Source organism: Neorhizobium huautlense, from assembly GCF_030811685.1.
Lineage (GTDB): Bacteria > Pseudomonadota > Alphaproteobacteria > Rhizobiales > Rhizobiaceae > Neorhizobium > Neorhizobium huautlense_A.
Map to the genome: position 1 here is coordinate 60,691 of NZ_JAUSRF010000021.1, position 22,143 is coordinate 82,833.

Annotated in this window: 23 protein-coding genes; 9 read left to right on the top strand and 14 right to left on the bottom strand. The window is 59.9% G+C overall.

Features of this window, described 5'->3' with window-relative positions; all coding sequences use genetic code 11:
* Positions 1-46: 46 nt before the first annotated feature.
* Together J2T09_RS23570 and J2T09_RS23575 are read right to left on the bottom strand one after the other, a co-directional pair.
* Positions 47-2,422, bottom strand: a complete 2,376-nt coding sequence (locus J2T09_RS23570; RefSeq protein ID WP_306839267.1) for an EAL domain-containing protein — start codon at positions 2,420-2,422, stop codon at positions 47-49.
* A gap of 330 nt (positions 2,423-2,752) precedes the next feature.
* Positions 2,753-3,364 carry a 50S ribosomal protein L25/general stress protein Ctc gene (locus J2T09_RS23575; RefSeq protein WP_306839195.1) on the bottom strand — a complete coding sequence of 204 codons (612 nt, stop codon included), beginning with the start codon at positions 3,362-3,364 and terminating at the stop codon, positions 2,753-2,755.
* A gap of 26 nt (positions 3,365-3,390) precedes the next feature.
* Between J2T09_RS23575 and J2T09_RS23580 the strand changes: the two genes are divergently transcribed.
* The 3 genes from J2T09_RS23580 (at position 3,391) to J2T09_RS23590 (ending at position 7,334) form a co-directional block, all read left to right on the top strand.
* Positions 3,391-3,660, top strand: coding sequence for a hypothetical protein (locus tag J2T09_RS23580; RefSeq protein ID WP_306839198.1), 270 nt, complete (start codon positions 3,391-3,393; stop codon positions 3,658-3,660).
* Positions 3,661-3,692: 32 nt separating this feature from the next.
* Entirely contained in the window at positions 3,693-5,768 is a 2,076-nt protein-coding gene (locus tag J2T09_RS23585) for a putative bifunctional diguanylate cyclase/phosphodiesterase (RefSeq protein WP_306839200.1), read from the top strand.
* A 111-nt stretch (positions 5,769-5,879) separates the two neighbouring features.
* Complete coding sequence (locus tag J2T09_RS23590) at positions 5,880-7,334, top strand: hypothetical protein (RefSeq protein WP_306839202.1); 1,455 nt, start codon at positions 5,880-5,882, stop codon at positions 7,332-7,334.
* 118 nt (positions 7,335-7,452) lie between these two features.
* On the opposite strand, the gene J2T09_RS23595 is transcribed toward J2T09_RS23590, so the two are convergent.
* The 6 genes from J2T09_RS23595 to lgt all read right to left on the bottom strand — a co-directional run bounded on the left by J2T09_RS23595 (position 7,453) and on the right by lgt (position 13,563).
* On the bottom strand, positions 7,453-8,385 hold the full coding sequence (locus tag J2T09_RS23595; RefSeq protein WP_153359654.1) for a ribose-phosphate pyrophosphokinase: 933 nt from the start codon (positions 8,383-8,385) through the stop codon (positions 7,453-7,455).
* Between the two features lie 150 nt (positions 8,386-8,535).
* Positions 8,536-9,369 carry a hypothetical protein gene (locus tag J2T09_RS23600; RefSeq protein ID WP_306839205.1) on the bottom strand — a complete coding sequence of 278 codons (834 nt, stop codon included), beginning with the start codon at positions 9,367-9,369 and terminating at the stop codon, positions 8,536-8,538.
* Positions 9,370-9,462: 93 nt separating this feature from the next.
* Positions 9,463-10,629 carry a M24 family metallopeptidase gene (locus tag J2T09_RS23605; protein WP_306839207.1) on the bottom strand — a complete coding sequence of 389 codons (1,167 nt, stop codon included), beginning with the start codon at positions 10,627-10,629 and terminating at the stop codon, positions 9,463-9,465.
* Position 10,630: 1 nt separating this feature from the next.
* Positions 10,631-11,428, bottom strand: coding sequence for a peptidoglycan editing factor PgeF (pgeF, locus tag J2T09_RS23610; protein WP_306839208.1), 798 nt, complete (start codon positions 11,426-11,428; stop codon positions 10,631-10,633).
* A gap of 201 nt (positions 11,429-11,629) precedes the next feature.
* Positions 11,630-12,733 carry a class I SAM-dependent methyltransferase gene (locus J2T09_RS23615; RefSeq protein WP_306839210.1) on the bottom strand — a complete coding sequence of 368 codons (1,104 nt, stop codon included), beginning with the start codon at positions 12,731-12,733 and terminating at the stop codon, positions 11,630-11,632.
* Between the two features lie 14 nt (positions 12,734-12,747).
* Complete coding sequence (gene lgt, locus J2T09_RS23620) at positions 12,748-13,563, bottom strand: prolipoprotein diacylglyceryl transferase (RefSeq protein ID WP_373458615.1); 816 nt, start codon at positions 13,561-13,563, stop codon at positions 12,748-12,750.
* A 269-nt stretch (positions 13,564-13,832) separates the two neighbouring features.
* Here lgt and J2T09_RS23625 point away from each other — a divergent pair, with 269 nt between their 5' ends.
* From J2T09_RS23625 to J2T09_RS23640, 4 genes are all read left to right on the top strand, one after another.
* Entirely contained in the window at positions 13,833-14,090 is a 258-nt protein-coding gene (locus J2T09_RS23625; RefSeq protein WP_306839216.1) for an accessory factor UbiK family protein, read from the top strand.
* A gap of 462 nt (positions 14,091-14,552) precedes the next feature.
* Positions 14,553-15,053, top strand: coding sequence for a YbjN domain-containing protein (locus J2T09_RS23630; protein WP_306839218.1), 501 nt, complete (start codon positions 14,553-14,555; stop codon positions 15,051-15,053).
* Entirely contained in the window at positions 15,053-15,871 is an 819-nt protein-coding gene (gene proC, locus J2T09_RS23635; RefSeq protein WP_306839220.1) for a pyrroline-5-carboxylate reductase, read from the top strand. Before J2T09_RS23630 ends, proC begins: the two co-directional genes overlap by 1 nt.
* Positions 15,872-15,873: 2 nt before the next feature.
* Positions 15,874-16,215 (top strand): tRNA-binding protein, encoded by a 342-nt coding sequence (locus J2T09_RS23640; protein ID WP_306839222.1) that lies wholly within the window; start codon positions 15,874-15,876, stop codon positions 16,213-16,215.
* A 39-nt stretch (positions 16,216-16,254) separates the two neighbouring features.
* Here J2T09_RS23640 and J2T09_RS23645 read toward each other — a convergent pair whose 3' ends face one another.
* From J2T09_RS23645 to J2T09_RS23660, 4 genes are all read right to left on the bottom strand, one after another.
* Entirely contained in the window at positions 16,255-16,704 is a 450-nt protein-coding gene (locus J2T09_RS23645) for a MarR family winged helix-turn-helix transcriptional regulator (RefSeq protein ID WP_306839224.1), read from the bottom strand.
* A 101-nt stretch (positions 16,705-16,805) separates the two neighbouring features.
* A complete protein-coding gene (locus J2T09_RS23650) occupies positions 16,806-18,188 on the bottom strand; it encodes an ATP-binding protein (RefSeq protein WP_306839226.1) in 1,383 nt (460 codons plus the stop codon).
* Between the two features lie 52 nt (positions 18,189-18,240).
* Positions 18,241-18,939, bottom strand: a complete 699-nt coding sequence (locus tag J2T09_RS23655) for a response regulator (protein ID WP_306839228.1) — start codon at positions 18,937-18,939, stop codon at positions 18,241-18,243.
* A 6-nt stretch (positions 18,940-18,945) separates the two neighbouring features.
* Positions 18,946-19,404: a MarR family winged helix-turn-helix transcriptional regulator gene (locus J2T09_RS23660; RefSeq protein ID WP_306839269.1), complete on the bottom strand. Its 459-nt coding sequence runs from the start codon at positions 19,402-19,404 to the stop codon at positions 18,946-18,948.
* A gap of 300 nt (positions 19,405-19,704) precedes the next feature.
* On the opposite strand from J2T09_RS23660, the gene J2T09_RS23665 reads away from it, so the two are divergent.
* Positions 19,705-19,920, top strand: coding sequence for a hypothetical protein (locus J2T09_RS23665; RefSeq protein ID WP_306839230.1), 216 nt, complete (start codon positions 19,705-19,707; stop codon positions 19,918-19,920).
* A gap of 76 nt (positions 19,921-19,996) precedes the next feature.
* Entirely contained in the window at positions 19,997-20,644 is a 648-nt protein-coding gene (locus tag J2T09_RS23670; RefSeq protein ID WP_306839232.1) for an MBL fold metallo-hydrolase, read from the top strand.
* Between the two features lie 112 nt (positions 20,645-20,756).
* Here J2T09_RS23670 and J2T09_RS23675 read toward each other — a convergent pair whose 3' ends face one another.
* Together J2T09_RS23675 and J2T09_RS23680 are read right to left on the bottom strand one after the other, a co-directional pair.
* A complete protein-coding gene (locus J2T09_RS23675) occupies positions 20,757-20,972 on the bottom strand; it encodes a cold-shock protein (RefSeq protein ID WP_003494703.1) in 216 nt (71 codons plus the stop codon).
* A 584-nt stretch (positions 20,973-21,556) separates the two neighbouring features.
* Positions 21,557-21,874 carry a hypothetical protein gene (locus J2T09_RS23680; RefSeq protein WP_306839235.1) on the bottom strand — a complete coding sequence of 106 codons (318 nt, stop codon included), beginning with the start codon at positions 21,872-21,874 and terminating at the stop codon, positions 21,557-21,559.
* Positions 21,875-22,143 lie beyond the last annotated feature (269 nt).

Genomic DNA, 22,143 nt, shown 5'->3' on the forward strand with positions numbered 1-22,143 from the left:
TCCATGCCGGTGCGCCCTTGGCCGGTGCGACTGTGGACTGTCTTCATCAAACCGCCATTGATTTCAGTTCATGGTCCGTGTGTGCCAATGTCGTCATCAGGTCTGCAATGCCGAGCGGTTTGGCGTAAAGATAGCCCTGGGCGCAGTCTACACCAATTTCCTTCAGGAAGGTACGCTGATCATCCGTCTCAACGCCCTCGGCAATGACGGAGCATTTCATCTTGTGTGAGATCGCGCTGATGCCTTCCACCAGCATGCGACTTTTCTCGGCCTCTTCCAGGCGATTGCCGCCAAGCGAGCGGATGAAGGACTGATCGATCTTGACGATATCAACCGGAAAACGGCTCATGTAGCTGAGCGACGAGTAACCGGTACCGAAATCGTCGATGGCAATACGGCAGCCGAGCTGATGAACGGCGTCGAGGATACGACGGATTTCCGGGTTGTCATGCATCAACACTGCTTCGGTAATCTCGACGACAAGGCGCGACGGATGGATGTCGTAACGGTTCAGGATGCCGGCGAGATAGGGTGCCAGATGGCTGTCGAACTGTAGCGGCGAGAAATTGACGGCGACATAGGTCTGGCCAAGCCCCGGCAGACGCGAGACGCGAGCGAGGTTGGCAATCGCATCCTCAAATATCTGCTCGCCGATCTGGCCAATGGCGCCGGTTTCTTCCGCCACATCGATGATGGGAGCAGGCGGCAGCAGGCCCTTGCGCGGGTGGCGCATGCGCATCAGAGCCTCGAAGCCGATGATGCGACCGGTTTCGATCTCGACGATCTGTTGGAAATGCGCTTCGAACCAGTTGCCCGCAAGTGCGGCATGGATGTCGTTTTCGATTTCGGCGCGTTCGCGGGTACGGTCGAGAATGCTGGCATCGAAGACCTGGGCGCCGTTCTTGCCCTCGCGCTTGCGCTCATACATCGCCATGTCCGATTTCTGCAGCAGTTCGGCGGCGCTGTCGGCGTGAAGCGGATAGAAGGCAAGGCCCATGCTGGCGCTGAGGCGCACATGCTGGCCTTCCGCCTGGAACGGCAGGTCGAACAGGTTCACGACCTGATCGCACAATGCGGTCGCACGTGCCTGCACGTCATCGCCGGTGACGAGGATGGCGAATTCATCGCCGCCAAGGCGCGATGCCGAGTCACCGTGGCCGATCAGCGGAGCAAGGCGCTGGGTGAACTGGCGCAGGACGGAATCGCCGGCCGCATGGCCGAGATTGTCGTTAATCGCCTTGAAGCGGTCGAGGTCGATGAACAGGCAGGCGACTTCGCTGCCGGCGGCGTCGGCCTCGGCAATGCGCGCGTCGAGTGCGGACTCGAAACCCTGGCGATTGAGAAGGCCGGTCAGGTAATCGGAAATCGCCTGATGGTGGTTGCGCAGTTCCGACTGTTTCAGCTCCGTCACATCGGTCATGACGCTGAGCGAGGCCGGCAGGTCTGCTGCGGCCGACATCAATTGCGTTTCCGCGATCAGCGCGTCCATGACCCGTCCGTCAGCGCAAACGAAGCCGATGGTCACGTCGCTGGCAGCGCCCGCTACCACACCGCCGCCCTTGCGCCGTGTGTAGCGATCACGATCCGCCGGCGCAACGAGAGCACGGAACGGACGGCCGAGCACATCCTCGCGGCGATATCCCGTCGCCAGCAGCCAGTAATCGCTCACGGCCGAGATTGTGTCGTCGGCATCGAGGGAAAACAACATGGCAGGCGTGAGGTTATAGGTTTCCTTCATCAGTTGGTGGGCGCGTTTCAGCTCGCGCTCCTCGCGATCCAGCTGGATCTGCATGTCGTTGAAGCTCTTGGCGAGCCGCCCCATCTCGTCGCCGGAGCGCCAGTCGACATGGTGGCGCGAGCCGAGGCGGCGCGTGGCCTCTATGGCCGCCGTCAGGCGCATCAGCGGTTTGATGATCATGATGCGGTTGCCGATGATGGCGGCGCAGAAGACGGTGAGGATGGCGATCACAAAGATCGAGATGAAGGCCATTTCCATCTGGTTCAGCGCGGCGAACCAGCCGATCTTGACATATTGCAGCGTCAGCCTGCCGACATTGCGCGGGCCGTCCGCCGACTGGAAGAAAATCTGGCGGGAAATCTGCTCGACTTCGCCGCCTCCATCCTGCGGGTTGCTGTCGGTGATATCCAGCTTGCCGAGCGTATCGGTGATCTTGACCAGCGAAACGCCACGCTCCGCCACCAGCATGCCGGAAATGCGGCGAACGCTTTCGATATCGAGTTCCCACAGCGGCTTGCTCAGGGCCTGCGCATTGGCGGCAACGAGGATTTCGATCTGTTCATTGAGACTTTTGGCGGCCTGTTGCGATGACAGGGCGAGAAAAAGCGTAAATAACGGTGCGACGACAGCAAGCAGCGCGCCTGAAATGATGGCGACAAAACGGCTTTCGACAGAATGAGTCATCATTCGTACTTTCGGGGTCGCAGCGTTCTCTTTTATGGCGTTTTCTACGCCTTGATTGGTTCCGATTTTTACTCGGGACAGATTAAGCTTTGCTGAAAGATCGTCATGTTGTTCTTGTTCTTCCGCGTCGCATTGCAGCCGTTCTGCGGAAAGGCAAAGTTCAATCGCAAGACATCGATTATAATGCGATCGGTTATCACTTTCTGAACGGCTACGTTTTTTCAAGTGACGTTATGTGTCACCAGGGTGACGTGCTTAAGCAAGCCTTAAAAATGAAAAGGCCCGCCTTGGACAAGGCGGGCCTTCATGCGTGCATTGAAGAAAAACGTATTATTCCGAAGCAGCAGCTTCGTCGGCAGCGTCGTCTTCGATACCGGCAGCCGGAGCAACGATCGTTGCGATGGTAAAGTCGCGGTCGGTGATGACCGGACGAACGCCCTTCGGCAGCTTGACGGCGGAGATGTGGATGCTGTCGCCAACCTTGGCGCCAGCCAGGTCAACCGTCAGGAATTCCGGGATCTGGTCAGCTGGGCAGTGCAGTTCGACCGTGTGGCGAACGATGTTGAGAACGCCGCCCTGCTTGATGGCCGACTTGTCTTCGTTTTCGAAGTGAACCGGAACTTCGACGTTGACTTCGGTCTTTGCAGACACGCGCAGGAAGTCGACATGCATGGTGAAGTCGCGGACCGGGTCCAGCTGGTAGTCCTTCGGCAGAACGTTGATTTTCTTGCCATCGAGAACGATGGTCGCGATCGTCGTCATGAAACCGCCGGCGTGGATACGCTTGGTGACTTCGTTCGTGGACAGGGCGATAGAAATCGGGGCCTGCTTGTCACCATAGATGACAGCGGGAATGAGACCATTGCGGCGAAGTTCACGGGAGGACCCCTTACCGACCCGTTCGCGCGCCTCGGCCTTGAGCTCGTAAGTGTTCTGGCTCATGGCATTTCCTTTCGAGGTTATTTGGAGTGTCTGCCGCAGCTGATATGGCTGAAATTGGCAAACCGGAGGATATCTCGCGATACTCTCCCATCCGCATTGCCTCCAAGGGTGTCTACGCGGACGAGGGGGTCCTTAATACAAAGGCCCTCGATTGGCAAGCGAAGCTCGGTGGAAAGCGTTTGCAGCCTGCAGTTTATGGCGCGGCGACCTTTCGGCACAGGCTGCAACCTCACCCTGTTGATATTGCCAAAGCCTTAACCGTGCTCGCCAACGCTTCGATTATCATTTGTTTCTAAAACGGCATGGACACTCCAAGCCGGAACCTGAAATGCTGCATATATTGAATTGTATCGCCGTCGACCACGACTGGCGTTACGTGGCCACCGCCGTGATGATCTGCGTGGTGGGCGCCTTCCTGACCATCCGGCTATTTTCTCGCGCGCGTCGTGCGGCGGGGCTTGAACGGGCCATCTGGATCTTTCTGGCCGGTTTCATCGGCGGCACCTCGATCTGGACAACGCATTTCCTCGCAATGCTCGGTTATCATGCCGGTGGTGCGGCCGCATACGAAGGCGAGCTGACATTGCTGTCGTTGGTCATTGCTGTGGCGGCCAGTGTGTGCGGCATTGCCATTTCGACCTATGCCGGTCGTTCCGCCCTTGCGGAAGCCGGCGGGGTCGTTCTGGGTCTCGGCATTGCCGCGATGCACTATACCGGCATGGCCGCCTATGAAATCCGCGGCACCATCGTCTGGGATCAGGCCTATGTCTTGGCGTCGCTGGCTCTTGCAGCCTTTTTCGGTGCGCTGGCGATGAACCGCGTGGTGCGGCCGGTCAGCCGTTTCTGCCGGCATGGCGGGCCGCTTGCCCTGGTTCTGGGGATTGCCAGCACGCATTTCACCGGCATGGGGGCCATGTCGGTGACAATAGACCCGGCAATGGCGGCGGCAACGGAAACGATTTCGCCGGTTCTTCTTGGTTTCACCATTCTGTCCGTGATGATGGTCCTGCTGGTTCTGGCTGCCTGCGCCTATCTTCTCGATGCGCGCACCACGGAAGCCGCCGTTGAGCGTTATCGCCATCTGTCGCGTCACGATGCACTGACGGGCCTGCCGAACCGATCGGCCTTCAACGAGGAAATCGAAAGCCTGCCGCGCCGCAATCACGATACGTCCGCACGTATCGCCGTCCTGTCCTTCGATCTCAACCGGTTCAAGGAAATCAACGACGTCCATGGCCATGCGGCCGGTGATGCCGTTTTGCGCGAGATTGCCGCCCGGCTTGCGGCGTCACTGCGCGAGGGCGAGTTTCTGGCGCGTGTCGGCGGCGACGAGTTCATCGCGTTGACCCGCAATTATTATATCCGCGCCGATGCCAGTGCCATGGCCGCGCGCCTGATCGGAGAGATCGGCAAGCCGGTTGAGTGGAACGGCAATACGTTCATCGTCGGCTCCAGCGTCGGTATCGCCATCCATCCGGACGATGCTTCCGATATCGACGATCTGCTGGCGCAGGCGGATGTCGCCATGTACCGGGCCAAGCAATCCGGCGAAAACGCGGTCTGCTTTTACGATCCGTCGATGGATCGGCTCGCACGCGAACGCAACATTCTCGCCATGGACATGCGCGCGGGGCTGCGTCGAGGTGAGTTCGAGCTCTATTATCAGAAACAGAACGATACGCTGACTGGAGAAGTCATCGCTTTCGAGGTGCTGTTGCGCTGGCAGCACCAGACGCGCGGCATGGTTTCGCCAGTCGAATTCATCCCGATCGCCGAGCGTAACGGCTTTATCAACGAACTCGGAGAATGGGTTCTGCGGCAGGCCTGCATGGAGGCGGCAAGCTGGAAAAATCCGCTGCGCATCGCCGTCAACGTCGCGGCACCGCAATTGGCGGACATGTCATTCCCGGCAAAGGTTCGCGACATCCTTGCCGCCAGCGGCTTGCCGGCGGCACGGCTGGAGCTTGAGATCACCGAGACGGGTATCGTCGCCGACCAGCAGCGGGCACTCGTCATCATCCGGCAGTTGAAGGAAATCGGCGTGAAGATCGCCATGGATGATTACGGCACCGGTTATTCGTCGCTGTCGACGCTTTTGACCTTCCCGTTCGACAAGATCAAGATCGACCGTACCTTCGTGGACGGTGTGCCGACCAGTGCTCAATCCGCCGCCATCGTCCGCTCGACCCTGATCCTGGCGTCGAGCCTCGATATTCCGGTGCTGGCGGAGGGCGTGGAAACCGATGAGCATATCGCCTTTCTGCGCGACGAAGGATGCCGGCAGGTGCAGGGTTACCTGTTCGGCAAGCCGGGTCCCCGCGCCGGTATCGAGGAGATCGTCAACGGCCCGAATGATGGCAAAGAGGGTATTTCTACGGTTGCGGAGAGCGTCGCTGCGGCGTGATTTGCAGTTGTTCCGATCCACCGGCATTATCTTCGCAGGCCGCGCATTGACTTTCGCCTTTCGGCTTGCAGATTTGCCCACGAAATACATCAAAACGACAGGAGTCGATCCATGCGTCTCAACCTCGCTACGGCCAGCGCCGTGGCCATCGCTGCCGCGATGTTCCATCAGCCGGTACAGGCAGCCGACGTCAATGAACAGGGGGCCAAGGAGCTGCAGGGCAGCCTGACCAAGTGGCTGCCGGAAAAGGCGGTTGAGAAGGGCGTCGTCGCGGTCACCTCGCAGAGCGACAAGTATCAGATCCTCTTCGATCTGCCGAAGCTGATCGGTCTTTATGACACGCCGCAGTTTTCCCTGAAGCAGATCACGCCGATGACGCTGTTTGCCGCACCGGCGGATGGCGGCCTCTGGAAGGTGGACGGGACCAACGATTTTGCCATGTCCAGCACCGGCAAGGATCTGGAGGGCAAGGAAAGCAGCCTCAGCTATACGATTGCCAAGATTGCCTATAGCGGTCTTTTCGATCCGGCGATCAGCTATTTCCGTTCCGGCGACTTTTCCTCTGGCGCGGGCACGCTGGCGATGACGGTCGGCGAAGACAAGATGGATGTCGGCTTTTCGGGCATGAACTACACGCTGTCTTCCGTTGCCGGCGCTGGTGCCAATACGGTCGATTTCCGCGCCACTGCCGAGATCCGCGATTACAAGCAGACCATGAAGACGCCGCAGGCGCCGGTCGAGATTGCCGCCGAAAGTGTCACCGCTGATGTCGGTGCTGCTGGCGTCAATGCGCAGAAGCTGCGTGATCTCTATGTGTTTATTGCCGAAAAGGCGACCAAGGAGAAGCTCGACGCGGCCGAGGTCGAGGCCATGAAAGGTCACGTGCGTGGCGCATTGCCTTTCTTCACCAGCATTGACGAGACGTTTGAACTGCGCAAGCTCAAGGTCAACAATGGCGCGGAATCGGTTCTGGCCGATGCCGGCACCTATATGCTGAAGATTTCCGGCCCGCTGGAAGCGACGGAAATCGGGATCGGTTTTGGTGCGCAGGGACTTTCCCTGCCGGCCGGCCTGGTGCCGCCGATCTATGCGCCTTTCGTGCCGACAGTGACGGATGTCAATATTTCGGCGCCGAACCTGAACCTGCAGGCGCCGATCGACGTGATGCTGAATGCCGATTACAGCAAGGAAAAGCCGATCAGCGATGCTGAAGCGGCTGCCATGGGCCTGTCTGTGTTTCCGGGCGGAGCCTACACGGTCAATATCAGCAAGTCGATTGTGACCGCGCCTTCCTATGATCTCGAAATCAGCGGCAAGGTTTCCGGTTCGCTGATGGCGCCGGATCGTGTGGCTGTCGATGCCGTCATTCTGGCGCGTGACTTCGACAAGACGATGGCTGCCGTGCAGGAACTCGGCCAGGCCGATCCGCAGGCCATGCAGGCCTTCCTCGGTATGACCATGGTCAAGGGCCTTGCCAAGACCGATGCCGATGGTCGTTCGCGCTGGGAAGTCAGTGTCGACCAGAATCGCAAGGTGACGATCAACGGCAACCTCCTGCCGTTCTAAGCGGCGATTGGCGGATGCGGTCCTCCGCATCCGCTGCCGGCCCGGATGGGTGGAGAGACGACCAACAAAAAAGCCGCCCGGGCGAGGGCGGCTTTTTTAATGCGTGCTGATCTTTGGATCAGTCGAACAGGCTGGAAACCGATTCTTCCAGAGCCGTGCGGTTGATCGCTTCGCCGAGAAGGTTGGCGGTCGAGACCACGCGGATGTTCGGAGCGGACTGTACGGCCGTCGTCGGCTGGATCGAGTCGGTGATGACCAGTTCCTTCAGCATCGACGACGCGATACGGGTGACCGCACCACCGGACAGGACGCCGTGGGTGATATAGGCCGTCACGCTGGTGGCGCCGTTCTTCAGAAGGGCCTCAGCAGCGTTGCAAAGCGTGCCGCCGGAATCGACGATATCGTCGATCAGCAGACAGTCCTTGCCGGTCACGTCACCGATGACGTTCATGACTTCCGATTCACCGGCGCGTTCGCGGCGCTTGTCGACGATGGCCAGCTGGCAATCGAGACGCTTGGCGAGCGAGCGGGCACGGACCACGCCGCCGACGTCGGGCGAAACGACCATGACGTTCTTCAGGTCATAGTGTTCCTTGACGTCGCGCGCCAGGATCGGCACGGCGTAGAGGTTGTCGGTGGGGATGTCGAAGAAGCCCTGGATCTGGCCCGCATGCAGGTCGAGTGTCAGGACACGATCGGCGCCGGCCTCGGTGATGAGGTTGGCGACGAGCTTTGCCGAGATCGGTGTGCGCGGCCCGGCCTTGCGGTCCTGGCGTGCATAGCCGAAGTAGGGAATGACTGCCGTGATGCGCTTGGCGGAAGACCGCCTGAACGCATCAATCATGATCAGCAGTTCCATGAGATGGTCGTTTGTCGGAAAGGACGTCGACTGAATGACGAAGACATCTTCGCCACGAACGTTTTCCTGGATCTCTACGAAGATCTCCTGGTCCGCGAACCGTCTGACGCTGGCTTTTCCGACAGGAACATTGAGATAGTTGCAGATCGCATCGGCTAGGTGCCGGTTCGAATTTCCTGCGAAAACCTTCATTTCGGTCCGCCTATTGTGTGCTGGATGGGGGCCTTTTACCGTTGCCGTTTGTGAATGCAAGTCCGATTGGCAGATGCCCCTACTTTTTTATGAAGACTCGATGACGCAGGCGCTGTTTTTGCATCAGTCAATGTGGTCAAGCGCCGCGCTTCAGCCGGGTTGAGCATGTCGCCATTCCATATATGCATCGATTGTCTCGCCGGCGATCGCCTCCATCGTCGCGGCCGGTACCGAGGTCCATGGGTCACTGCCGCCGCCCGGCACCTTTTGCTGGCCCTGAATGCGGTTGAGGCGCGTGCCGCTGTTGTCGAGGATATCCCAGACATAAACCACGGTGATGCTGCCGCCATCCGGGAAGGCGGAAAGGTAACCCTTGAGGATATGTTCGGAGGACGCGTCCCCGGACGGCTTGATGGTGAGGCCGGCGGCGCGGGCCCGCATGCCGAGCTGGCGCGACAGAGGCGTGACGGCCTGTACCGGTGCGCCGATGATCGGCAGGAAACGAATGGTTTCGGAAGCTCCCGTGTTCTCTTGTGTCGGTGGCAGGCTGGCCTGCATGGGGGCGGCGTGATGCTGCGGAGGCGTGTTCGCCGGCACATTTTGCGGCGCGCTGGCGGCGTCGGGCAACGGATCGAGCGGGGCGGAGGCGATCGGTGAATTGCTTCCGGCATCGATGGCGCGGGCCTGCGCTTCCAGCGAATTCTGCGGTCCGCGGCGGCTTGCCGATGGCGCTTCCGGGAACTGGTCGTAATCTCTGCCGCCGGCATAGGCATTCGGGCTGCCATAGGAAGGCTGGCTGGAGGCCATGCGTTCGGTATCGGCCTGTGTGACCGGGCTTGATGGCCGCATGCCGCCGCCGACATCGACCTGTGGTGTCAGCGCATCGGTGGTGTTGCAGGCGGCAAGGGCGGCGAGAAGCATAAGGGCTGCCGCGCGAAACGGCGTGCCGCGGGCAAATCCGGGCATCGTCCTGCCTTGCCGCATATCCCGTCTCCTTTACCGCCAGTCCCGGCGGTAAATTTACGTGCGCGGTCGATGCCCGTCAATGCCAAGGGTGGCGCCGTCTTCCCGCCGCCATCACGCCGGGAAGGCGGGCAGGGCGATCAGGTCGAGCGGATGGCGCGAGAGGGCGCGCGGGGCTTCCTCGGTGATCAGGTATGTGTGGCCGAGCGTCATCGCAGCGCCGTTGTCGGAATCCATGATGATCATGTGCACGAACAGCGTCATGCCGGGCAAGATCTCCTGTGGATTGCCCTGATAGAACATCTGCTGTTCCATCCATGACGGCGAGAAACGCGCGCCGAGCGAATAACCGCAGGCGTTCAGGCGATGCCGTGTCAGGCCGCGCTCGTCCATGATGCGGGCATGCGTGTCGAAAACGTCGCCGAATGTGTGGCCGGGGCGAAGCACGTCCTCGATCGCGACAATCGTTTCTTGACAGGCGGCATAAAGTTCGCGGTGGCGCGCGCTGGGTTCGCCGACCAGAACGGTGCGCATCATGGCGGCGTGGTAATGGGCGCTGACGCCGGCCCATTCCAGCGTCAACTGGTCGGAGGCCGACAGGGTACGTCGTCCTGCCTTGTAACGGCACAGAAGCGCATCGTCGCCGGAACCGATGATGAACTCGTTGGCAGGATAATCGCCGCCGCCGGCAAATATGGCACCCTGCATGGCGGCCAGAATATCGGCCTCGCTGCCGCTGGCCTTGATCAGCGGCAGGGCGGCATCGAGCGCGTCGTCGGCAAGGCTTGCTGCCTTTTCCACATAGGCGATTTCGGCCGGGCTCTTGATCAGGCGCAGTTCGCCGACAAGGTAGGAGGCATCAACGAGCTGGGCAAAGGAGTTCAACTGGTTGTCGAGCAGCTTTGCAACGCGGCCGGTCATGCCGTGGGTGTCGTATTCGACACCGATCCGTGTGCCCAGCAGGTCGAATTCGCTCAGCATGTTTTTGAGGTCGATGGTCGGATCGGCATTGGCGCGATCGACCCAGACGACAATGTTTTCGATGATCGAGGTCTGGCGGGCCTGGCGCAGATCGGCCGAGCGGGTGATCAGCGACATCGTGCCATCGGCCTTGACCACAAGGCATTGGAAGAAACAGTAGCCAAACGTGTCGTAGCCGGTCAGCCAGTACATGCTTTCCTGAGCGAACAGCAGCATGGCATCGAGTTTGTCGGCCTTCATCCGCTCGGTCAGGCGAGCAAGACGGGCATCATATTCCGGTCTTTCGAAATGCAGGGCCATGTCAGTCTTCCCTCCTCAAAATGCTGATGGCCGAGATCTGGCGGCCATAATCGGGTTCCTTGGCATGCGTGGTGCGGCGGTAGGAATAAAACCGCTCCGCATCCGGATAGGTGTCGAGGTCGAGCTTTTCCGCCCGCACACCGGCTGCCTTCAGGCGCTTCAGGGTGAGGGAGGGTAGATCGAACAGGGCATGGTCCGGCTTGCCAGACGGCGTGAAGAATTCCTCATAGGCCGGATCGAAACCCAGAAAGCGTTCGACGAATTCCGGGCCGACCTCGTAGCTGGCGCCAGTGATCGAGGGCCCGAGACAGGCCGTGATGTTTTCGCGGGTGGCGCCGAGGCCGATCATCGCAGCGATGGTGTTTTCGGCGACGCCGCCAAGCGCGCCTTTCCAGCCCGCATGCGCGGCACCGATGACGCCGGCATCCGCATCGGCAAACAGGATCGGACCGCAATCGGCCGCGAGCACGCCGAGAACGAGGCCGGGTGTGCGGGTGGCCATGGCGTCCGCCTGCGGCCGTTCGCTGGCATTGTCGGCACTGACCACGATGACATCGGGTGAGTGGACCTGATGGACCGTCGCGAGATTTTCCGGTTGCTCACCGAACCAGGCGGCAACACGACGGCGATTCTCGACCACGTTTTCGCGCACATCATCCGAACCGAGCCCGACATTGAGACCGGCATAGATACCCTCCGACACGCCGCCCTGACGGGTGAAAAAACCGTGGCGAATGCGGCTGCCGGCATTTTGCGCGAGCAGGGGGCTTTCAATCGGCGTCGGCAAGTTTTCCTGCATCGGCTGAACGTTCTCGTCTTGAATGATATGGAAGGGTGAAGGTGTCAGCACCGGGGTGACCGGCGCAGGCGGAGGGTGCGGTGTTTCCCGGTTCGCTGCTTCGTTGGGCCGGATGTTGGCCCAGCCGAACGCCCTCTGTCAATCTCGCAGGGATTGTGCAGTGCGATGGAGTTCGCATCGGACGGAGCGTGGCCAGCCGGATCAATCGATCTTGCGGAACGGCGCCAGTGGCACGTTCGGGCTGGATACGGCCATCACCTTGAACAGCTCGCCCATCTTTCCCGCGCCTTCTCCGGCAAGGCGATCGACGGCCGCCGCGATCAGCTTCTGCTGCTCGAACGGCTTGTCCTTGGCCAGTCTGGATGCGCGCTCCGCAATGCCGAGGCCGTAGAGGAAATCGCCCTGTCGCAGGCAGCCATTGATCTGTACGCCGCTGGCGCGCGCCACCTTGGCCAGATCCTCGAAATCGACATGGCTGGTGAGATCCGCTTCGCCGGGGTGGGCCAGCGGATCGTCGAACTGGTGGCGCAGAACCGCCTGCAGCGTGTCGCCATAGCTGGTGACCATGGTGCCGTAATCGATGATCGCGGCGGTGCCGCCGTGATGGCGCAAGCGTTCCGACAGGGTCTGCATCACTGCCTGGCGGGCAGGGGCGATTTCGAAAATCGTGCCTTCCGGCTCGTGGCCGGGTGGGGCGGGCAGAACCGCCGGATCGATGGTGGCCACGCCGACGCCGAAGGCGAGTTCGTCATTGGCATCCAGCGTCACGAGGCGCTCGCGAAAACCGGTCGGGGTTTTGACGAACTGGCGGATCGGGATCGCGTCGAACAGTTCGTTGGCGATAAGAAGCGTAAACCCTTCCGGCACTTCCTCGAAATCACCGAACCAGCTGACCTTTGCCGAATAGGATTCGAGCGTGATGCGCTGCACGCCACGCAGGCGTTCGCTGGTTTCGACCAGATGCACATGGGCGGCATCGAAAAGCTGCGGCGCAAGTTTGGAAATGACCCGCAGCATATCGAGCATCAGCGTGCCGCGGCCGGGGCCGATTTCGACCAGACGGACGTTTTCGAGCGGGCTGCCGTGCTGCTGCCAGGCATGCACCATGAAGATGCCGAGCATTTCGCCAAAGAGCTGGCTGATTTCCGGCGCTGTGATGAAATCGCCGGTGCGTCCGAACGGCTCGCGCGTCATGTAATAGCCATGCTCGGGATCGGCGAGGCAGATGGCGAAATAGTCGGTGATGCTGAGCGGGCCGTTGTGGCGGATGATGTTCTTGATCTTGTCGGAAAGCGGCGTGGTCATGGGCGGCCTCGTCGTCAACCGGCCTTGCCGGCGGCAAGGCGGGCGCGGATGACGGCCCAGATGCCAAGCGCCACCATCGGCAGGGACAGGAGCATGCCCATGGTCAGCCAGCCGAAGGCAAGGTAACCGAGCTGCGCATCCGGTTCGCGGAAAAATTCCACGAAGATGCGGGACAGCGCGTAACCGATGACGAACAGGCCGGTAACGGTGCCCGGTGTCTTGAGTGCCTTGAACGCGTAGACGGTGATGGCAAGCAGGATCAGCAGCACGATACCTTCGAGGCCTGCCTCATAAAGCTGGCTTGGGTGGCGGGCGAAAGGGCCACCGGTCGGGAAGACGACGGCCCAAGGCGCATCGCTGAGCCTGCCCCAGAGTTCGCCATTGATGAAGTTGGCGACGCGGCCGAAGAACAGGCCGATTGGAACGACGGTGGCGATCGTGTCGAACACGCTCCATACGGGCAGGGAATGGCGTCGGGCAAACAGGATCATGGCGATCGTGGTGCCGGTCAGGCCGCCATGGAAGGACATGCCGCCCTTGGTGATGGCGAAGATGCGCATCGGATCGACCGAAACGGCGGCGAAATCGTAAAACAGCACATACCCCAGGCGTCCGCCCAGCACGACACCGGCGGCCGCCCAGAGCAGGAAGTCGTCGAGCTGCTGTTTATTCATCGGCGGCGTATCGTTGCGCCACAGTGCCGGGGAGGCGATCAGCCTGCGGGCATAAAGCCAGCCGAGAAGAATACCGGCGACATAGGCCAAACCATACCAGTGCACCGACAGCGGCCCGATGGAAAAGATGACCGGATCGATGTTCGGAAACGGCATGATGGCAAGGAGACTGGACGCTGATACCAAAATTCTATGCTCTCCCGGCGGGATAGATACTTAAAAGAGACCTAAAACAGGCGTTTACGGACCATGGAGCCAGAGAAAAACATGGTCAAGACGAATCTCCGTGTCGTGCCCCGTCATCCTCAGCGATCTTCTGATTCACGCCCTGTGGCGGCAAATCTGCTTGCAAGCGGCGGCGGCAGACCCTACCTGATTTCCAGAGATCAATGGCCCTTTTGCGGCCCCTTTAGACGGAGACCACAATGTCAACCGGAACGAACCGCATCTTCGACGAATTCGCACGGCTGATGACGGATGCCGCAGGCACGGCGCAGGGCATGCGCAAGGAAGTGGAGACCGCGTTCCAGGCTCAGGCCGAACGGTTCCTCAACAGCATGGAAGTGGTCAAGCGCGAAGAGTTCGAAGTGGTGCGCGAAATGGCAATCAAGGCGCGTGACGAAAATGACGCTTTGAAGGCACGCATCGAGGCTCTCGAAGCCAAGCTCGCCGACAAGGCCTGAAAGCCAAGCCTTTGTGGCCGGTCTTGTTCCGGCCACAATTTTCTCTTGATAATGCGGTCAACGAACATTTCGTTGGCAATCAGGGGCTTGGCAGCCCCATTTTGTTGTGCATCGCCCGCCTGTTGGTAAACGGCCCGTTAAAAAATCCGCGCCCTGTGGACACTGCCGAAAAAGCCAATTGCCAGAGTCAGTTATCGCTTCCGCTCAATCCAAATCCGAGCGCCGTTTCTGAGTCGTCCCCGCAAAATCGAAAGCCGGGGGCTGGAGTTGGGACTCTGTGCCTATACACTGATTTTACAAGATGATTCGAGATGAACACCGGCAAGCTCCGCACATGTTGCAGGGTCTAGGCTCACGTTCGTCGGCGATCATTCCAGATTATGTTTCCGGTTGGTTGTGTTGCGTTTTGGTGTGTTCGCACGTGAATTTCGCAAGGTTCAACTCCGGTCTAAAAGGTGCCGCATGAACGTGATGGAATTGGAAATTGAACGACAGTCGAACCCGGTCGATATGATCGAGTTTGTCGCTGCCTCCAATGACTGGACTTTCGAACGTTCCGGCGAGGACGAGATCGCCATGACGGTCGCCGGCCACTGGACGGATTACCACGTCTCCTTTTCCTGGATGGAGGATTTCGAGGCGCTGCATCTGGCTTGCGCCTTCGACCTCAAGGTTCCGGAACAGCGGGTCAACGAGATCCTCCGTCTTCTGTCGCATGTGAATGGCCAGACGCTGATGGGCCATTTTGACCTGTGGCGCCAGGAAGACGTGGTGATCTTCCGCCAGTCGCTGCTTCTCGCAGGTGGCGCCGAACCGACCAACCAGCAGGTTGAAGTGCTGCTGTCGAGCGCGCTCGAGGCCTGCGAAAACTATTACCAGGCGTTTCAGTTCGTGGTGTGGTCCGGCATGGAAGCCAAGGCCGCCATGGAATGCGTTCTGTTCGAAACCGTCGGAGAAGCCTGATGCGTGCAGCGGTGGCGGGACCGATCGTCCTCGTTGGAGCCGGCAATATGGGAGGCGCAATGCTTTCCGGCTGGCTCGGCAGCGGCAGGGACGGTTCTTCCATCATTGTGCTCGATCCGTCGCCATCGGAGGCGATCAAGGCGAAGCTTGCGGAGAAGGGGGCCTCCTCTTACGCCGTCGCGCCGGACGGCATGATTGCCGGTATTCTTTTTCTCGCCGTCAAACCGCAGATGATGGACACAGTCCTTCCAACGGTCGCCCGTCTCGTCGGACCGCAGACGGTGGTCGTGTCGGTTGCGGCCGGCACCACGCTCGCCTCGCTTTCCAAACATCTCGGTGATGCCGCCATGGTGCGCGCCATGCCGAACACGCCGGCCATGATCGGCCGCGGTATTACCGGCGCCTATGGCAATGCCCGGGTGACCGATGAGCAGCGCGGCCAGGTGACGGATCTGCTGAAGGTGAGCGGTCCTGTCGAATGGGTTTCGAGCGAAGCCGATATCGATGCCGTTACCGCCGTGTCCGGCAGTGGTCCGGCCTATGTTTTCTATCTCGTGGAGTGCATGGCAGAGGCGGGTCGCAAACTCGGCCTGCCGGCGGACCTCGCCATGCGGCTTGCGCGGGAAACCGTGTCGGGGGCCGGTGAATTGATGCGCCGGTCTCCCGATGACGCGGCGCAATTGCGCAAGAACGTCACTTCGCCCGGCGGCACGACGGCTGCTGCATTGTCAGTGCTGATGGCGGACGAGGGCATGCAGCCGCTGTTCGATACGGCGCTGGCTGCGGCCCGCAAACGGGCGGAAGAACTGGGTAGCTGAGCATGGCCGACGACATCACCTATGCCGACTTCGAGAAGGTCGACATCCGCATCGGCACGATCATCGAGGCGGAAGTGTTTCCCGAAGCGCGCAAGCCCGCCTACAAGCTGCGCATCGATTTCGGTCCCGAGATCGGCATCAAGCGTTCCTCGGCGCAGATCACCGTGCATTATACGCCGCAGACACTGATCGGCCGACAGGTGATGGCGGTCGTCAACTTTCCGCCGCGCCAGATCGGTCCCGTGCGCTCAGAGGTGCTGACGCTTGGTTTCGAGGACGAGGCCGGAGCGATCGTGCTTGGCACGCCGGAACAAGCGGTTCCGAACGGCCGGAAGATCATGTGATCTCCGGCAATTCCGACGGTTTTTTAAAATGCTGGATGATCAGGCGTCTTCAGGCTGAGGTTCATCGAGAGCCGCGCTGATATTGCGCATGACGCGAGAGGCGACCTCAAGCTCTTCGTCGGTCAGGCCCGACAGAACCTGATAGCGAACTTCGCTGGCGACCTGATTGACCTTGGTGAGTACCTCATGTGCCGCATCAGTCAGGATGATCGTCTTGACGCGGCGATCCTCCGGATGTTCGCGACGCTCGATAAAGCCGCTGGCCTGAAGGGCATCCAGCAATCGTACGACAGACGAACTGTCCAGAAAAAGTGCTTCAGCCAGATCCTTCTGGCGCATCGGAGCGCTGGCGCGCGACAATTGCAACAGCGGTAGCCAGGTTGCGTCGGTCAGGCCGTAGGGGCGCAGGCGCAGATCAAGCGCGCGACGCCACTGGCGGCTCGCCTGACCGAGAACATTTCCGAAATTGTCGCGTACGTTGGATGACATGCGGGCCTTATCTCGTTTCTCTATCAACTGTTGCTATTGCACATAATCGAACGACTGTCATCTTCTTCGGTCTGAACTATTTGTCAGCGAAAATTGACCTTTCAGGCCGGCACCCTGACGATTGCTCTGAGGCCTCCTTTAGGGCTTTCTCCAAGCGTGACATTGCCACCATGGGCGCGCGCGACGTCTCGTGCGATGGCAAGGCCCAGCCCGGTGCCCGATGCATTGAGATTGCGTGCTTCATCCAGCCGGTAAAAGGGTTTGAACACTTCTTCTCGGGCATTTTCCGGTATGCCGGGGCCATCGTCATCAAATACCAGCATCAGCCATTTGGCGCTGTGGCGGGCTTCCACATGCAGCGAACTGGCGTAACGCTGGGCGTTGGAAGCCAGATTATCGACAAGCCGCAGAAATGCGTTCGGCCGCACCGACAGTTCGTCTTCACCATCAATGGAATAGGTCATCGACTTGCCGTGCAGGGCAAAGTCGGCGCGAATCTTTTCCATGAGGTCGCTGAGCTTGAGGACGCCGATATCCTCCTCGGCCTCGTTTCGGGCAAAGGCGAGATACCCTTCCAGCATGGTCTGCATGTCGTCGGCATCGGCGCTCATGCCCTGCAGTTCGGGAATGTCGCCGGCAAGCGCCAGCTGTAGCTTGAAACGGGTGAGAATGGTGCGCAGGTCGTGGCTGATGCCGCTCAGCATGGTGGTGCGCTGGTCCATCTGCCGCTCGATACGTTCGCGCATCAGAACGAAGGCGAGGCCGGCGCGGCGGATTTCGTCAGCGCCGCGCGGCTGATACGCCTCGTCGCTGCGCTGGCCCTTGCCAAAGCTTTCGGCGGCATCGGCAAGGGCCAGGATCGGCCTGATCTGTCCGCGCAAGAAAAGCACCGAAATGCCGAGCAGGACCAGCGAGGTGCCGAACATCCAGACGAGGAAGATATGGGTGTTCGAGGCATAGGTCGAATTGCGGCGGGCAAAAACGCGCAGCACGCGGTCATCGATCTTGATGCGGATTTCCACCAGCCCGCTGTCGCCGACCGTATCGATCCAGAATGGCAGGCCGACATTGCTGTTGATCTGGCTTGCCAGAACATCGTCGAGCAGGGAGAAGAACGGTTTTGGCCGCGGCGGCGGCAATTGCGCGTTCGGCTCGATCAGGATGTTCAGGTCGAGCTGCTGGTCGGCGATGCGGGTGATCTCGCTGTAATTGCCGTCCTGCGGGTAGGTGCGGATGATGTCGATGATCGCGGCGATATCGCGCGTCACCGCCTGCGACAGGCGATCCGTCACCATGCGCCAGTGCCGTTCCATGAAAACGGCCGCCACCACCGTCTGCAACAGCAGCATCGGGATGATGACGATCAGCATGGTGCGGGTGTAGAGACCGGTCGGCATGCGCCGTTTCAGCCAGCGACCGAACAGGCGCCAGCCGGGCAGTTGCAGCCGGTTCGTCGTGCGCCTGAAGGTCTCGAAGATCGCCATGCTGCCTTTCCGGTTGCGGTGTGCCCGCCGCCTGTGGCGGGCGAAAGAAATATCAGTCTATGCTCAGACGGTAGCCGATGCCGCGCACGGTTTGAAGATAGACCGGGTTTGCCGGATCCTCCTCGATCTTGCGGCGCAGGCGGTTGATCTGCACGTCGATCGTGCGTTCGCCGACATCGGCATCGTCACCGATCAGTTCGTGACGTGGAATGGTGTCGCCGGCCCGCAATGCGAAAAGCAGCATGATTTCCTGCTCGCGATCCGTCAGGCGGATGTTTTCGGCAGCGCGGCGAAGCTCGCGGCGGGCGATCGAGAAAGTGAAGGGGCCGAACATGATCTGGTCGATTTTTGGCGTGTCCGGCGAGGTGTTGCGGCGCAGGATGTTGTTGACACGCAGCACCAGTTCGCGCGGATCGAAAGGTTTTGGCAGATAGTCGTCAGCACCGGCCTCGAGGCCGGCAATGCGCGATTCCGCCTCTGCGCGCGCCGTCAGCAGGATGATCGGGATGGCGCGTTTTTCGCGCATCGCCTCGGTCAGTGACAGACCGCTTTCGCCCGGCATCATCACGTCGAGAATGATCAGGTCGAAGTTCAGGCCTTCCAGCTTCCGGCGCGCCTCTGCTGCATCGGCTGCGACCGTGACGCGAAAGCCCTGATCGTTCAGATAGCGGCTCAACAGGTCGCGAATGCGTGTGTCGTCATCAACGACCAGAAGGTGGGCCGCATCATCCGAAAGAGGAACCTTGCTCATATCGTCTTACTCGCCTTTTGCCTGACGGCCCTTGTCGGTGTCGCGCATGTGCTGGAGAAATTGCATGACACCGTCGCGCGCTTCCTGAGAAAGCGGCTCCATGGCGCGCGCGATACGTTGCGATTGCGGCTGTGAAAGGGCAAGCGCGAGTTCGCGGCCGGCCAAAGTGGGGTATAATCGGCGCTCGCGACGATCCTTGGCGCCCGCCATCTGGCGAATGTAACCCTCGTCGATCATTTGCTTCAGCACACGTGCCAGCGATTGCTTGGTAATCTTCAGGATGTCAAGGAGGTCGCCGACCATCATGCCGGGCTGGCGGCTGACGAAATACACGACGCGGTGATGCGCACGCCCCATGCCGAGCTTGTCGAGAATGGCATCCGGATCGGAGATGAAATCGCGATAAGCAAAGAAGAACAGTTCGATGCATTCGAAATCGATCTCAGCCTCATCGACGGCTGGCATTTGCGGACGCACTTTCGTCACCGCTTTTCCGGTCGTTGCGCGTATCACGCGGCCTCCATTTCGCCGGGCCTCTTCATCGGCATCCCTGCCTTACCCTTGGGTTTCTGGATATCGCCCACGGCTGTCCTGTCAAGGCTTTAGGTCAATCGCTTAAATGTATGGGCGGCAAGTCCCGTCACTCTTGGTGATCCGTTGTCGTTAATTCGTGAACGAAGCCGCGATTGTTACCGGCTGCAACACTTCGTTTCGGAACCTTCATTGGCGCTGCCCGTTGCCTGATCCAGACGATAGGAGCCTTTCATGCCGACCGCCATGCCCACTGTTTTGCCCGCACAGACAATGACCGCTGACCTTGCCGAAACGCCGGCCAATTCGCTGCGCCCGCTGCTGCTGACCGTCCTGTCCCTGAAGGTCGCGGTGGCCGCGTTCCTGCTGCTTTCCGTGTCGCTGTCGCCGCCGCTTTCCGCCGAAAGCCGCTATCTTGCCGGTGATCCGCAATTGGCTGCTGCAAACTGATTTTTAGGGGCTGACCAGTCGCCGCCTTTATCGCTATACCCCACCCGAACATTTTTAGAGATCAGGCGGCAGAGACATGGGCAAGCTTCAAGCCGGTATCATTCCGGTCACACCGTTCCAGCAGAACTGCACCATCTTTTTCGATGCCGACAGCAAGGAAGGCGTGGTCGTCGATCCGGGCGGTGACGTCGATACGATCATCGAGACCATCGCCCAGAACGGGATTACGGTGAAAGAGATCTGGATTACCCACGGTCATCTCGATCATGCCGGCGGTGCCGACGAATTGCGCGAGAGGCTGGGCGTGCCGGTGATCGGTCCGCATGTCGATGACAAGCCGCTTCTGGAAAACCTCGAAATGCAGGGCCAGAAATTCGGCATTGCCATGCCGCTGCGCAATCTCGTGCCGGATCGTTATCTGGCAGAGGGCGATACCGTGTCGTTCGGAGAGCACGTGTTCGAGATCTTTCATTGCCCGGGCCATGCGCCGGGGCATGTGATCTTCTTCAATCGCAAAGAGAGCTTTGCGCATCTCGGTGATGTGCTGTTCAGCGGTTCCATCGGTCGCACCGATCTGCCGGGCGGCAATCACGAGCAGCTTCTGGCCTCGATCCGCGACAAGGTTCTGCCGCTGGGTGATGAGGTCGGTTTCCTGTGTGGTCACGGCCCCGGTGGCCGGATCGGCGAGGAGCGCCGTTCCAGCCCGTATCTGGTCGGGCTGTAACGGAAATGTCTGTGCCACGACGAAACAGAGAAAGGCTGGCACAGATGGAAAACGGCATAAAAAAACCCGGCATCGCTGCCGGGCTTCAACTCGAATAGAAAGCCGATTGGACTTAGCCAGCAATCTGCAGATTGACGGCCTTCGGGCCCTTGCCACGACGATCCGGTTCCGTGTCGAAGCTTACTTTCTGGTTTTCAGAAAGACCGGACAGGCCGGAAGCCTGGACGGCAGAGATGTGTACAAAGATATCGGCGCCGCCATTATCTGGCTTGATGAAGCCGAAGCCCTTGTCGGTATTGAAAAATTTTACAGTGCCAGTTTCGGCCATGCATCAGGTCCTTTTTCCTCTGTCCGTGTTCAGCGGGCGGACAGCATTACGATGTTTACCCCGAAGGGCAGCGGCAGGCAGTTCGAAAATTGAGGAAAGGGGCCCCGTATTACCGCGGCAGGCCGGCAGAAAGATCACCAAAAATCAGTCCCCCAGTCGTCCGCCCGGGGTTGTTTGCGCCCCCGGATCGCATTGATTATTAGGTCTTCCCATGCTCGCAAATTGCCCGAACAAACACAGATTGCTGTGTTTATCGTAAATTGGCAAGAAAAAGTTTTCTAACAGTCGTTGAAATTCCGCGAGGGCACGAGGCAGCAAAAGCCTTTGGTGGCAAGGCTTTGCGAAGGATATGGGCAAAATGCTACCGGATTTCCATCGCCAGCGATAAGAATATCTAAATTGGCGGCAAATTTTGGCACAGATTCCCGCAAAACATGCTGTTGTGCCGCCTTTTGTTGCATTTTAGAGAGTTGTTATTTTCTGGTTTTGCATGCAATTTTTGCGAGCATAAAATGTCCCGGTTTATGCGCTGCCGGAGTGAGGGAGGGGCGGAAGGGCGCCGTGGTTCACATTATGGCGCCGCGCTAGTGGCGGGAAGGGTGCCTCGCATTCCGCACCGCACGAAAACTGCGGTGCCAGACGCCGGCAGCTGCAAGAGAAAAGCCAAAAGTCAGCACGCCGAAAAGGAGGCGCTGGTCCGCGAAAGCCGCAAGCTGAAAGAGGCCATCCTCCGACACCGTTCTGGCAGTCGAGATCATTGGTTCGGCGTGCGCAAAGCCGGCCATGAAAAACGTGAAGCCGATACCGGCCGTGAGGGCTGCGATGGAGAACGAGGTGCGGTTCTTGCCGCGCGCAATGGCATCCGCTGTTCGGGGCGGGGCAGGGGCTGTGTCGTCTTCCATCGTATCGTCTTCCTGAGCCTTGGTTCGCTGCTCTGCGAACAGGTGAACGATCCCCCCGGAAAGCGACCCGATGAAGACTGATTTGCGGCCGCTCGCGGTTTTGATGTGGCAAAAATAAGGCTGCGGTTAACGGCAATTCGTTGACCGATATACCGCTGGGAAAAGGCTGCCACGGCCGCATCGAGACGGGAACGTTCAGCCCTTGTGGCAAAAGAAGTCTAGCTGTCAGACAGGCCTGGTTTTGTTGGCGAAAGAACCGTTTTGGGCTG

Excerpts from the sequence above, each read along its gene's own strand:
- J2T09_RS23650 (WP_306839226.1), bottom strand. The coding sequence starts at position 18,188 with ATGGCGATCTTCGAGACCTTCAGGCGCACGACGAACCGGCTGCAACTG.
- J2T09_RS23615 (WP_306839210.1), bottom strand. The coding sequence starts at position 12,733 with ATGACCACGCCGCTTTCCGACAAGATCAAGAACATCATCCGCCACAAC.
- J2T09_RS23575 (WP_306839195.1), bottom strand. The coding sequence starts at position 3,364 with ATGAGCCAGAACACTTACGAGCTCAAGGCCGAGGCGCGCGAACGGGTC.
- J2T09_RS23590 (WP_306839202.1), top strand. The coding sequence starts at position 5,880 with ATGCGTCTCAACCTCGCTACGGCCAGCGCCGTGGCCATCGCTGCCGCG.
- J2T09_RS23640 (WP_306839222.1), top strand. The coding sequence starts at position 15,874 with ATGGCCGACGACATCACCTATGCCGACTTCGAGAAGGTCGACATCCGC.
- J2T09_RS23600 (WP_306839205.1), bottom strand. The coding sequence starts at position 9,369 with ATGCGGCAAGGCAGGACGATGCCCGGATTTGCCCGCGGCACGCCGTTT.
- pgeF (WP_306839208.1), bottom strand. The coding sequence starts at position 11,428 with ATGCAGGAAAACTTGCCGACGCCGATTGAAAGCCCCCTGCTCGCGCAA.
- J2T09_RS23625 (WP_306839216.1), top strand. The coding sequence starts at position 13,833 with ATGTCAACCGGAACGAACCGCATCTTCGACGAATTCGCACGGCTGATG.
- J2T09_RS23660 (WP_306839269.1), bottom strand. The coding sequence starts at position 19,404 with ATGCCAGCCGTCGATGAGGCTGAGATCGATTTCGAATGCATCGAACTG.
- J2T09_RS23670 (WP_306839232.1), top strand. The coding sequence starts at position 19,997 with ATGGGCAAGCTTCAAGCCGGTATCATTCCGGTCACACCGTTCCAGCAG.
- J2T09_RS23655 (WP_306839228.1), bottom strand. The coding sequence starts at position 18,939 with ATGAGCAAGGTTCCTCTTTCGGATGATGCGGCCCACCTTCTGGTCGTT.
- J2T09_RS23595 (WP_153359654.1), bottom strand. The coding sequence starts at position 8,385 with ATGAAGGTTTTCGCAGGAAATTCGAACCGGCACCTAGCCGATGCGATC.
- proC (WP_306839220.1), top strand. The coding sequence starts at position 15,053 with ATGCGTGCAGCGGTGGCGGGACCGATCGTCCTCGTTGGAGCCGGCAAT.
- J2T09_RS23630 (WP_306839218.1), top strand. The coding sequence starts at position 14,553 with ATGAACGTGATGGAATTGGAAATTGAACGACAGTCGAACCCGGTCGAT.
- lgt (WP_373458615.1), bottom strand. The coding sequence starts at position 13,563 with ATGCCGTTTCCGAACATCGATCCGGTCATCTTTTCCATCGGGCCGCTG.
- J2T09_RS23680 (WP_306839235.1), bottom strand. The coding sequence starts at position 21,874 with ATGGAAGACGACACAGCCCCTGCCCCGCCCCGAACAGCGGATGCCATT.
- J2T09_RS23570 (WP_306839267.1), bottom strand. The coding sequence starts at position 2,422 with ATGACTCATTCTGTCGAAAGCCGTTTTGTCGCCATCATTTCAGGCGCG.
- J2T09_RS23665 (WP_306839230.1), top strand. The coding sequence starts at position 19,705 with ATGCCGACCGCCATGCCCACTGTTTTGCCCGCACAGACAATGACCGCT.
- J2T09_RS23605 (WP_306839207.1), bottom strand. The coding sequence starts at position 10,629 with ATGGCCCTGCATTTCGAAAGACCGGAATATGATGCCCGTCTTGCTCGC.
- J2T09_RS23645 (WP_306839224.1), bottom strand. The coding sequence starts at position 16,704 with ATGTCATCCAACGTACGCGACAATTTCGGAAATGTTCTCGGTCAGGCG.
- J2T09_RS23675 (WP_003494703.1), bottom strand. The coding sequence starts at position 20,972 with ATGGCCGAAACTGGCACTGTAAAATTTTTCAATACCGACAAGGGCTTC.
- J2T09_RS23585 (WP_306839200.1), top strand. The coding sequence starts at position 3,693 with ATGCTGCATATATTGAATTGTATCGCCGTCGACCACGACTGGCGTTAC.